General features: G+C 35.8%; 6 protein-coding genes. 1 reads left to right on the top strand and 5 read right to left on the bottom strand.

All coding sequences use genetic code 11. The features are described from left to right. Positions 1 to 413: 413 nt before the first annotated feature. The 4 genes from BUB80_RS01010 to BUB80_RS00995 all read right to left on the bottom strand — a co-directional run bounded on the left by BUB80_RS01010 (position 414) and on the right by BUB80_RS00995 (position 8,861). Entirely contained in the window at positions 414 to 2,873 is a 2,460-nt protein-coding gene (locus BUB80_RS01010) for a glycoside hydrolase family 3 C-terminal domain-containing protein (RefSeq protein ID WP_073290057.1), read from the bottom strand. Positions 2,874 to 3,182: 309 nt separating this feature from the next. Then, positions 3,183 to 4,058 (bottom strand): alpha/beta hydrolase, encoded by an 876-nt coding sequence (locus tag BUB80_RS01005; protein WP_073290055.1) that lies wholly within the window; start codon positions 4,056 to 4,058, stop codon positions 3,183 to 3,185. Positions 4,059 to 4,305: 247 nt separating this feature from the next. After that, positions 4,306 to 6,606, bottom strand: a complete 2,301-nt coding sequence (locus BUB80_RS01000) for a glycoside hydrolase family 3 protein (protein WP_073290053.1) — start codon at positions 6,604 to 6,606, stop codon at positions 4,306 to 4,308. A gap of 11 nt (positions 6,607 to 6,617) precedes the next feature. After that, positions 6,618 to 8,861, bottom strand: a complete 2,244-nt coding sequence (locus BUB80_RS00995) for a TonB-dependent receptor (protein WP_073290051.1) — start codon at positions 8,859 to 8,861, stop codon at positions 6,618 to 6,620. Positions 8,862 to 9,473: 612 nt separating this feature from the next. Between BUB80_RS00995 and BUB80_RS00990 the strand changes: the two genes are divergently transcribed. Beyond that, the gene (locus BUB80_RS00990; protein WP_073290049.1) at positions 9,474 to 10,223 is read left to right on the top strand and encodes an NUDIX hydrolase; all 750 of its coding nucleotides are present in this window, start codon (positions 9,474 to 9,476) and stop codon (positions 10,221 to 10,223) included. Positions 10,224 to 10,289: 66 nt separating this feature from the next. Here BUB80_RS00990 and BUB80_RS00985 read toward each other — a convergent pair whose 3' ends face one another. After that, on the bottom strand, positions 10,290 to 12,518 hold the full coding sequence (locus BUB80_RS00985; RefSeq protein WP_073290047.1) for a TonB-dependent receptor: 2,229 nt from the start codon (positions 12,516 to 12,518) through the stop codon (positions 10,290 to 10,292). Between the last annotated feature and the right edge of the window lie 309 nt (positions 12,519 to 12,827).

Genomic DNA, 12,827 nt, shown 5'->3' with positions numbered 1-12,827 from the left:
TAAGAGCCTGTTTAAATTTCTAAATTTGATTTTTTGTATACCATTCAAATCTTTATCTAAATCACATTCTTTAAGGATTTTTCTGATTAAAAAGATAATGTACTGATGACCTATTTTTCTAACGCAAAGCTTTAGCTTTATTACATATGTTTTCAGGGAGCAAAGAATAGAATCAACTTCATTGATTCGTCGAAGCGTATGGATAGGCATACAACTTCATCAGCGACGAAGTCGCATCACTTTGCCAACTTAAAATAAAGCGAAATTATTCATCAACTTTGCGTTAATCTTTTTAATCAAAAAATGATTTCAAACATGACCTACTGAGTCTAATTAGCAGTTTAACAATTAACTTAAAATACTAAAGTGTTAATCTTTTGCCTCTTTTGTGGTTAAAAAAAGTTTAAACAAATTTAAGGTCTTAAATCCTTAAACTGTTTATCCGCAGGGAAAACATGCTGCACTTTTTCTACAACAAGATCTGAATTTACTTCAAACTCAGCAGTTTGTTTGATGTCCAAAGAGGATGCGCCAACAGCAACTTTATATTTTCCTTTTTCAGCAATCCATGCACTTTTCTCGGTGATAAATGAGGCTAAATCTTTTGGATTAAGTTGTAAAGTAATCGTTTCAGTCTCACCAGGCTGTAATTCTTTCGTTTTTGCAAAAGCTTTCAGTTCTGATGTTGGTTTGTCGATTAATTGGTTTGGAGCAGACAGGTATAATTCTACCACTTCTTTTCCGGCTACTTTTCCGTTGTTTTTAACTGTAACCTTCACCTCCAATTTATCTTTAAAAGTAGGTGAACTTATTTTTATGTTCGAATAATCAAAACTGGTGTATGATTTTCCAAAGCCAAATTCATACGAAGGTTTTACGTTAAAGGTATTGAAATAACGGTATCCCACATACACTCCTTCTTCATACGTTACTTCTTTCGGGTTTTCAGCAGGAACTCCCGGGAAGTTTTTCGCAGAAGGAGTATCTTCATATTTCACAGGGAACGTCATTGTCAGTTTTCCGGAAGGATTTATTTTCCCTGAAACAACGTCTGCTACAGAATGTCCGCCTTCCTGACCAGGTTGCCAAGCCAATACAATAGCGTCTACTTTATCTTTCCATGATGCCGTTTCAATAACACCGCCGATATTTAAGATCACCACTACTTTTTTACCTTTTGCATGGAAGGCTTTTGAAATCTTATCCAGCATTTCAATTTCTTCAGTTGCCAGATTAAAGTCATTATCAACAACTCTATCACCACCTTCACCAGAGTTTCTTCCTAAGGTCACGAAAGCAATTTCTGAAGTTTCAGCTTTTTTAGCAAGGAAAGCATCATCCATTTTCATTTCAGAAAGTCTTCCAGGTAACGCTAAAATTCCTTTTCCTTTTCTTCTTTCTTTTTCTGCAATTATTTCTTTTTCTGCATGAGGTTTGTAAAGATCTACCAATTCTTTATCCAATTGATATCCTGCAGAATTTAGCCCTTCCAATAATGAAACGGTGTGTTTATTATTCACACTTCCGCTTCCTGTTCCACCCGTGATCCAAGCGTAAGAAGTAACTCCAAATAAAGAAACCTCTTTCTGTTTGTTGGCAAAAGGTAATGCATTGTTATCATTTTTAAGCAAAACCATTCCTTCTGTAGCTGCCTTTCTTGTCACTTCTGCATTTTGAGCAAGGTTGGGTTTGTTACTGTATTTGTAGTGTGCGAAAGTCGGAGTTCGAAAAATATATTCCAGAATTCTTTTCACATTTACATTGGCAACTTCCTGAGATAATTTCCCTGAATCAAGTGCAGCTAGAAGTACTTTTTTCTGTGCAGGAATTCCCGGCATCAAAAGATCGTTCCCTGCATTCATCTGTTTTACAACATCAGAAATTCCGCCGTTTTTGATGGATTCAAATCCCGGGAAACCACCAAACCAGTCGGTCATTACAATTCCTTTGAAACCCCATTCGTTTCTTAAAACCTGAGTCAGTAAATCTTTGCTATCTGAAGTATACACTCCGTTTAACAGGTTATAAGAAGACATTACCGTCCAGGGTTGAGATTCTTTAACCGTGATTTCAAAACCTTTTAAATAGAGTTCTCTCATCGCACGTTCTGAAACATGAGCATTGATCGTCAAACGATTGGTTTCTTCATTATTAGCCGCAAAATGTTTGATGGAAGTTCCCACTCCTTGAGACTGAATTCCGTTTACAATGGCAGCAGCTGTTTTCCCTGAAATTAAAGGATCTTCAGAATAATATTCAAAATTCCTTCCGTTCAATGGATTTCTGTGAATGTTCAACGCCGGAGCCAATAATACGTCTACTCCATATTCTTTTACTTCGTTCCCCATTGCTTTTCCTACTTGCTCTAGCAAGGTTTTATTCCATGTAGAAGCTAAGGCTGTTCCCACGGGAAATGCTGTTGCATAATAGGTTTTTGAATCATGATCTCTGGTCGGCGCAATCCTTAGCCCCGCAGGACCATCGGCAACTACTGTCGCAGGAATTCCAAATCTCTCGAAAGAAGCTGTTCCACCCGCTGCTCCAGGAACAAGACCTTGCTTTGAATCACCCACAGGACCTGTCAGCACTTCAATTCCGGGCATTCCTGTTCCGATCAATACATCTACTTTTTCTGCGTTGGTCATTTGTTTAACAATCGCATCTATTCTTTTATCCACGGAAAGACGCGCATCTTCCCAAGGATCTAATTTTCCGTTTTTATTTAAATCTTTAAACGTTTGACCGTTTACGGTAACCGTCTGATTATTTTGCTGAGCATTTACAACTGCCGATGTCGCTAATAAAACAAGAAATAATCCTGAGTTTTTAGCTTTTTGAACAAGTTTGATCAATGCAGATTGGTTCTTCTTCATATTTTTTATTTTTTTGAATTAAATAATTTGAGTTTAGCATAAAAATATTCGAACATTAATCGGATATCTAAGTAGTTATTGCGCAATGAATAATGACATTACACTTGTCTTGTAATGATTGATTTCATGCGATACTATTATTACCACAAAAGGGACAAAAGTTTTTTAAGCTTGAAATAAAAAATCAAAAGGTCACATAAGATAAAAATCGAAGATTTTTGAATACTGTTGTGCTCTTAAATAATTTATTAATCAAACTTTTTATTAAAACATAAGCTTTTGTTTCTTTTGTGGTTACAGATTAAAATTTTATAAAAACTTGTGAAATTTCAACCAATCCAGATAGACCTCTGACCATTTATCAACAGGTAAGTTTTGTGTTCCCATACCGAAACCATGACCTCCTTTTTCATATAGGTGAAGTTCTACAGGTTGTCCTGCTTCCAACCATTTATTGTAAAGCTGAATGCTTTTTGGAGCCAGTTTTAACTGATCATCGGTTGCTGCGCAAATAAATAATGGCATTGATGTTGGGATTTTTAAAGTTAAAACATCTTCATTCGGTCCACCATAAATGGAAGCTGCAAAATTGGGAACGGTGGATGCATCTTTGCTGTGAAGAACACTTTCTAAAATCACACTTGCTCCAGCCGAGAAACCGATTACCCCTAATTTATCAACCTGAATATTTAATTCTTTAGCGTGAGCTCTTACATAAGAAATAGCTGTTTTGATATCTTCGCCTGCCATTACTTTAATGGGAGCTGTTTTCGCATCAAAAGCTTTTCTATCTTTGATGTTCTCCATCATTTCACGGGCAGGATCGTTGGATTTTGTTTCCAATAAACGGTATTTTAACACAACGGCAGTAATTCCGTTTTCGGATAATTTTTTAGCCATATCAATTCCTTCTCTGTTAATCGATAAACTTTGAAAACCGCCACCCGGAGCAATAACAATAACTGTTCCGTTAGCTTTAGCTTGATCAGCTTCAAAGACTAAAATTGAAGGTTGCGTTACATTGTAAACAACCTCGGTTTTAAACAAATCAGAATAGGTTTGCGCTTCTTTCTGCTTCCAGTTTTCTGAGCCCGGAGCTTTTCCACTGTATAATGAAATGCTTTTTTGAGCCTGTATATTGTTGATCCCAATAAGGAATAAACTTGCTATGATGAGTTTTTTCATTGTATTAAGTTTTAAGTATTTTCATTAACCACAAAAGACCTTAAGTTTCACTTTTTCTTACCATTAAGAAGCTATTAAGATTTTTAGAATATTAAGTTTGAGCTTCGCTTTAAGGCTATCCCGATTAAAAAAAATGTGTTTTTTTTCTTAATCTTCCTTAACAACTAAATTCTCCTTAATGGTTTACAATCCTTTGTTGCCTTTTGACTTCGTCGAATCTTCGATTTGTGGTATATTTTTTATTGAATTATTTCACGTATTTCTTCGTTCTTGCATCTTTAATAACGCCTGACCAGTTCAGTCCGTACCCGAAATCATACGCATGACCTTCCGAATCTTTGTAAGGAATCATATCAAACGGAACATCTTCTTTTTGGGTTTCCACTGTTTTCATATCAGCAGGCATCTGAAGAGGCAATAATCCTGAAGGTTCATATTTTCCGGCAATAATATCTACCACAGCTTGGTTCGACACATTGAAATTCACTAAAATTCCGTCCGCATGTTTTTCAAACTCAGAAAAGATCATTGGCTTTGAAGCAGTAACGGAAACAATCACAGGTTTTCCGTTCATTGCTCTATAGGTATTTTCAATATTCAATAAATCGGTGAAATTAGTAGCAGTCGTTGTTTTGTTTTTAAACGTTCTGTCTTTAACCGTTGGTGCAATCACTGCATCTCCTGCGGCAATGCTTTTTTCACGAGCTTCTGTTGCGGTATAGGTTTGATATTGAAGAGAGATAGGTACATATCCGTTTCCTCCGTCTTTTGCATCAACATCGCTATATCCACCTTCTTCACTGTGCGGGCTCTGAACAAAAACAATGGCAAAGTCTGCTTTTGCAGGATCATCCGATACATTATAATGCTTTTTAACAAATTCTAAATCCACAGGATAATCTAAAGATGGAGCCGTGTAAACTCCCCACCAGTTGAATGTTGCCGGAGAATATCTCTTCGGGATGTAGACTGTTTTGCGTTCTTTAATTGGTAAAACCTGCGCTTTATTTTTAAGCATAACGATAGATTTTACCTGTGCATCGTATCCCGCTTTCATAAATTCAGGGTTTCCTACGATTTTCTTCGTTTCGTCTACGTTTACATAAGGATTTTCAAACAATCCGGTTCTTAAAATGTTCTTTAACAAACGAACGGCTGACTGTTCAAAACGAGTACGCATATATTTTTCTCCATGTTCTTTTATGCCCATTTGGTAGGCTTCCAATACAGGTCCTTTGTCGTTGTTTCCACCAAATTGGTCTACTCCGGCTTCCAGTACTTTGTAATGACGTTCTGCAATAGAAAGCTTTTCAACACCCCAAGGTTTTCCGGCGAATGTTCCCGGAGTTTTTCCTTCTTCAGCGGTAATCAGCCAGTCGGTACATACTACTCCATCATAACCATATTTTCCTCTCAATAAATCCGTAATTAAATATTTACTGAATCCATTTCCTACATTTTCCCCATTCTTTGTATCCTGATTGAAACTGATGGTGTAATAAGGCATAACCGCAGAGGCTTCTTTGGTTCCTCCATTTAACTTGAAAGCACCTTCTGTAAAAGGTTTCACATGATTTTGAAAATTATTTCCCGGATAAACGGCATATTTTCCCATTGCCCAGTGACCATCACGCCCACCTTCTTCAGGTCCGCCACCCGGCCAGTGTTTTACCATCGCGTTGACACTTTTATAACCCCATCCGTTTTTGATCACATCTTTTCCGAAAGAAGTCTGGAAACCATCGATATAACCTCTTGCCAAATCAGCTGTTAATTCCGGGCTTTCACTGAATACATAAGCAATTCTGTACCAACGGGGCTCAGTCCCTAAATCAATTTGTGGAGATAAAGCCGTTGAAATTCCCAATGCACGGTATTCCTGAGCGGCAATATTTCCGAATTTTTTCACCAATTCAGGATCGAAAGTAGCTCCCATTGCCAGGCCATCAGGCCAAAGAGAAATTTGTCCGCCTGCTCCTTCATTAAACTCAGCCGTTACAGAAGCAGAATGTCTCGGGTCGGTACTATTATTAGACGGAATTCCCAAGCCTAAACCTTCAATGTAAGACTGTAAATTGTTATTCCATTTGGCAGCTACTTCCGGCGACTGTAAAGTGGTTACCAAAACATGACGAAGATTATCATCCTTTAAAAATTTCTTTTGCTGATCCGTCAAATCCCAAGGATTGGCACCGCTTTCATTGAAAAATTTACCATTGTATTTCCCTGCTCTGAAACCTTCGGATGGCGCCGGAATCGCTTGATGCGCACTGTAAAGCATCAAACCTGCAATTTGCTCAACAGACATTTTAGAAGCCAGATCTTTTGCTCTTTCTTCTACAGGTAAACGCCAGTCTTCATATTTATCGAGCTTTCCGTTTCTATTTAAATCTTTGAATTTTTTCCCTGAAACATCAAGGATTTTCACACCCGATTCTTCGGAATATCCTAAAACGGGTCCGTTCGTATTTTTTATCTGATGAATATTTTGTGCAGAAGCCGATATTCCCAAACACAAAACTGCGATACTTAAAACTGTCTTTTTCATTATTCTACCTATTAAAAATTAAAGCTTACTGAAAACTGCCCTGTCAACGGCATGATGTATGTTCCCGTTAATAGTTTTCCGTAGTATGGGCTTGCATCGGTGATTAATTCAGCCCCGTTGATGGTTCCACTTGCTCCCCTTTGATTCAGGAAGTTGATCACGGTAGCACCAAGGTTGATATTTTTGTTAACAGTATAATTCACTCCTCCAAAAGTTTCCCATCTTGGGGCGAAATATAACGCATTCGTAAGGTTGGCATACTGTTTTGAGAAATATCTAAAACTTGCCCAGAATCTCCATTTGTCAACTGTATAACTTGGATCAATCTCCATCAACACTTTAGCCACTCCCAAAACATTGTTATCGTTGTAATCGTAATCTTTTCCAAAAGCATTGAAATTGAATTTCTTATATACCGGATTCTGTAACGTGATCAAATAGTGAAGATTAAAGCCTTTGAAAGGTTTTAGTACAAAATCTGTTGTCCAACCAATGGTCTGAATATCATAGTAAACCGTAACATTCTGAGCTTGCGTTGTATTAGCCGGATTCACTAAGTTATATCTGTTCAAATTGTTATTCTTTTTAAGATACGTGGCCTGAGAAATCAATTGAAGATAATCTGTATTCCAGAATACTCCTAACGCTCCCAACGGACTTTTAATCTTCTTTGTATTGGGATCAAATGCCTGAGAATAACTTTCCAGCCTTCTGTTTTCTTCTGTGTAAAGTAAGTTGGCAATAACTCCAAAGTTTTTGTTTATGTTATACGTTGCATTTAGGCTTCCTCCAATCTGAAACCAACTTTCTTTAATGCTTTGAAAATCATTAGGTCCAAACACAAACCCCGGAGTTCTTGGTGTCATTGAGAATTCACCATCAACCAAATGATTTCTTAGATGTAAACCATAGCTTAGATTAAAGTTATCAGATACTTTCCATTCATCTGTTGCATATACAGACAGCTTGTTTTCTGTTCCGCTGTGGTATTCTCCACCTGCATTGTAATTGTAAAATCCTGAAGCATCTGTGGTTGGCCCAATTAATCTTTGAGGTTGTGCTTCTACGGTCTGGAAGAAAAATGATCTGTTGGATGTGTATTTATCTACATGATAGAATTGCTCTAAAATTCCCACCGTAAGGTTATGATTTCCCAGTTGTTTGTTTAGTGAAAAACGTCCTGCAATATTGGTAATCGGAGTTTCAGGCGTGTGCATTGCCAACTGAGTTCCTACTGCCCCGGAATACGGCTGTCCGGTTGAAGCAATCGTATAACCCGCGGACTGATCTGCCTGGAAAATACTCAAAGGAATAATTGTTGACATTTTTACTGTTGAGAAATGGGCTCTTGTGGAGAATTTGAAATTCCAGCCATTATTTAATAAATAATTACCGAAGATATCGATGTTATGAGCTTTTGATCTGTTATCATTTCCATTCATAGATGCCCAATAATTCTGTCCTGATAAAATATCTTTCATTCGGATCTGGCCATCATTGACCACATAAGAATCTCTACCTATTTTGAAATTATCCAACTCGGTAACTTTCCCATTTTCACCATATTGGAAAACGGCATAGTTTCCTACGTTATAAGAATCTGAATATTTATATAAAATTGAAATCTTCCCTTTATCATCATTAAAATATTTCGTAACACCCGCTCTGAAGATCTTTGTTTCATCTACATTTCTTGCAAAACCTAGCTTAAAAGTACTGGGATCGTAGTTTGCAAAAGCCCCAACAGTATAGGTCCACCCGTTTTTAGAAATGGGTCCAGAAGCGTTGACATCACCTTGAAGCCATCCAAAAGTACTTGTTGTAAATTTTCCTTTCAGTTTAAAATCTTTGGTGCCTGTTTGAGCATAAGAATTCACTGCAAATCCAAGATCTCCCATGGTATTGGCCAATTGATCCATTTTTAACAATCCGGTTTTTTCTAAACCTACACTTTGTCTCCATGTTTTATTGGGAAGCTCGGGCCAGAAAAAATAAACCACGGGAAGGTCATTTTCAAGGATGGTAATTCCGCCAACGGTGGAAGGAAGCCCGATATTTACATCTCTCGGACTTGTATTATTGGCAGCATTCAACATCACATTTCTGTTGTTGTCTTCTTTTACGTTTCCAATCTTAAGCTTTTCCTGCAGCTTTACAGAGTCTTGTACAGCAAGCTTATCTGTCTGTCCAAATGCAAGATTGGAACAGAACAGAACGATGCCTAATGCTGAAATTTTTACAATTGATTTTTTCATTGCTTAGTTTATATAATTTCTTCTTTAGTTTCTTTTTTATATCTAATTCTATGATAATCAATGCTCTGTTCTCTTTATAGTCAAAAGTTAAAAGACACAACATTTCCTGCATCCAAATTTTCATTAGATGAACTATTATCATTTAAAATCAGTACTGGATTTTTTATTAATACAGCCAGCTGTTCATTTACCTCTGCATCGTCATGAAATCAGGTAAAAAGCTTATTTGCTTTCCTTTTTTTCATGCAGGCTTATTGGATTAAGCATCATATTTGTACTGAAAATTGCATACTCTCAGGAGAAAGTATTTTCGAAGCAATTTTATCTCAATCTTTGTTTTTTTTCATTGCTTCAATGCGAAGCATTACAATACTACATTTTTTCATTCAATTTTTGAAAAAAAATATTAATAAAATTTAACATTAGCGTTAATAAGCTAATAATCAGTTAATTAAATTTACTTCAAATGATTAATTATCATTGTTTCTGAGTGAATCAATGATAATTAAAGTCTTAAAATTTCCCCAAAATTGAATTCAAGAATGCATTTTTGAGCTTCTTTCAAAATTTTTATTAGTAAATTTGTAATATCACGTTTTTCTCATAACACCAATGGATTCCAAACAACAAATTTTAGATAAATCAAACGAAGCTAAAGAGCTTTTTCTTCCTCATATATCTGCTGATCCTGTGATATTTGGCTTTGATCAAAATGACTTGAAGGTTTTACTGATCAAGATGAATTACCGAAAACAATGGCTATTGCCGGGAGGTTATGTGAAGAAAGATGAAGACCTAGATGAAGCTGTGGAAAGAATTTTAAAAGACAGAGCCGGTGTAACGGGTGTTTATCTTGAAGAGTTCGGTGTTTTTGGAAAGAAAAACAGAAGTGAATTCTATTTTGAAGATTTTGATGAAACGCTTTTCCATAAACAAAGATTTATCTCTATCGGATATTACGCTTTATATAATCCTACGAAACTAAATCCTATTCCGGATGAACTCAGTGAAAAAGTTGAGTGGATTTATTTAAATCAATTATCAGAAATTGATCTGGCGATGGATCACCGTGAAATCGTTGATAAAGCATTGATGACTTTGCGCGAAAAAATATCAACAAAACCGATTGGTTATAATCTTTTGCCTGAAAAATTTACTCTTTCTGAATTACAGAAATTATATGAAGCTATTTTGGGAAAAGAACTTAATCGTGGAAATTTTTACAGAAAAATTAAAAACCTCGGAATTCTAAATAAACTGGAAGAACAAAGACGCGGTGGAGCTCATAAATCTCCTGATCTGTATTCTTTTGATGAAGAGAATTATGAAAGAGCCTTAGAAAATGGTTTGAGTAATTGGTAATATAAACTAAACCACAATGGATTTTAGGCCCATTGCGGTTTAGTTTTTTTGATTTTTAATTATTCATTAAAAATTAAAGTTTACTGAAAATTGGAATGTTAAAGGCATAATATAATTTCCGGTTAATAATTTTCCGTAATACGGACTTGCATCGGTAATTAATTCTGCTCCATTAATAGATCCACTTGCTCCTCTTTGGTTTAAAAAATTAATAACCGTACCTCCTACATCAAGGTTTTTGTTGAAAGTATAATTAATCCCTCCGAAGGTCTCCCATCTCGGAGCGAAATAAAGTACATTTGTAAGGTTGGCATACTGTTTTGAAAAGTATCTGAAACTTGCCCAGAATTTCCATTTATCAATAGTATAACTGGGATCTACCTCCATTAAGACTTTTGCAATTCCCAATACATTGTTATTATTATAGTCATAGTCTTTTCCAAAAGCGGTGAAATTAAAATTCTTGTATACCGGATTTTGGAAAGTCAATAAATAATGAAGATTAAATCCTTTAAATGGTTTTACAACAAAATCGGTAGTCCAACCTAATGTCTGAATGTCATAGTAAAGTGTAAGTAGCTCCGCCTGAGTTGTATTTGACGGATTTACAAGACTGAATCTTGCCAAATAATTATTCTTTTTCACGACAGTTGCCTGGGAAAGTAGCTGGATATAATCTGTATTCCAGAAAACACCAATTGCCCCCAAAGGAGATTTGATCTTACTTGTATTTGGAACGAGCGCTTGAGAATAACTCTCTAATCTTCTGTTTTCCTCTGTGTAAAGGAAGTTGGCAAAAAGACCAAAGTTCTTATTGATATTATATTTGGCATTTAAACTTCCTCCTATATGAAACCAATTGTTTTTGAAATTAGAAAAATCTCCCGGCTGAAAAACAAAATCTGCATGTCTTGGTGCTAAAGAAAATTCACCATCAAGTAGTTGGTATCTTAAATTAAGCCCATAGTGAAGACTGAAATTATCGGAAACCTTCCATTCATCACTTGCATATACGGATAGTTTGTTTTCTATACCACTATGATATGCTGTTCCGGCATTATAATTGTAAAATCCATCGCTATCTGTTCCTGGGCTCACAAGTCTTTGTGGTTGCCTTTCTACGGTCTGAAAGAAGAAATCTCTGTTTGATGTAAATCTATTTACCTTGTAAAATTGTTCTAATAATCCAACGGTTAAGTTATGGTTGCCAACTTGTTTATTTAAAGAGAAGCGTCCTGCAATATTGGTAACAGGAGTAGACGGAGTATGCATGGCAAACTGTGCTGCAACACTTCCCGTATAAGGTTGCCCGTTATTGCCCAACTTATATCCATCCGATTCCTGAACATCAAAAATACTAATAGGCGTAAGTGTTACTGTAGCAGCTTTTGCAAAATGAAACCTTGTGGAAAATTTAAAATTCCACCCGTTATTTAATAAATAATTTCCGACAACATCCACATTGTGAGATTTCGTTACATTGTCGTTTCCTGCCAAGCGGGTCCAATAATATTCGCCTGTCAAATTATTTCTAAACTTAACCATACCATCGCGCACAACAAAGGAGTCTTTCCCAATAGTGAAATTGTCTAGCTCTGTTACTTCTCCATTTTCACCATATCTGAAAACAGCGTAATTGTCTATACTATAAGCATGTGAATATTTGTATAAAACGCTTATTTTACCTCTGTCAATATTAAAGAATTTTGTAATACCAGCTCTAACAATCTTGGTTTCGTCAACATTTCTCGCAAAGCCAAGTTTATAGGTTCCAGGGTCATAGTTGGCAAAAATACCGGCTGTATATGCCCATCCATTTTTACTGATAGGCCCCGAAACATTTACATCACCTTGGATCCAACCGTAATTATTGGTTGTAAATTTTCCTTTTCCCTTTAATTCTTTTGTTCCTGTTTGTGTATAAGAATTTACTGCAAAACCAAGATCTCCCATGGTATTGGCAAGTTGATCCATCCTTAAAAGATCTGTTTTTTCAAGACTTACGCTTGGTCTCCATACCTGGTTGGGCATTTCCGGCCAAGAAAAATAAACAACCGGAAGATCATTTTCAAGAATAGTCATTCCTCCGATATTTGATGGCAGGCCAATATTTACTTCTCTGGGGCCAGAGTTACTGGAAGCGTTGAGCATAACATTTCTGTTATCTCCTACTTTTAGGTCTTTTTTCTGCATTTTTGTGGAATCCTTTACAACAAGGCTATCTTCTTGTGCCAATGCAAAACTTGAAAATAAAAGAAAACCTACCGTAGAAAGGTTTACTGTTTTTTTTCTCATCGTGTGTGTTTTTAATTGATTAATATTCTACATTCATTACAGTTTAAGTTTAGAATATCATGGTTTTGCTTTATATAAATAATCTTAATCAGACTACATTTAATTTCGATATATGTTTATGTGGGATATCAAGATTAATCATATTAGAAATTAAAATTCATTGTAAATTGGAAGATTAAATGATGTGATTTACTGCTAATAATATTTGATAATGAAGACTTACGTTAGTCTTTATTCTCTTTACATTCTATCTATTTTTCATATTATGTTTTTTGCTCAAATGCCTACTTGTGCTTTACAACCTCTAAA

This window comes from Chryseobacterium polytrichastri (genome assembly GCF_900142445.1).
Taxonomy (GTDB): domain Bacteria; phylum Bacteroidota; class Bacteroidia; order Flavobacteriales; family Weeksellaceae; genus Chryseobacterium; species Chryseobacterium polytrichastri.
This window is presented reverse-complemented; position numbering and strand designations above follow the sequence as displayed.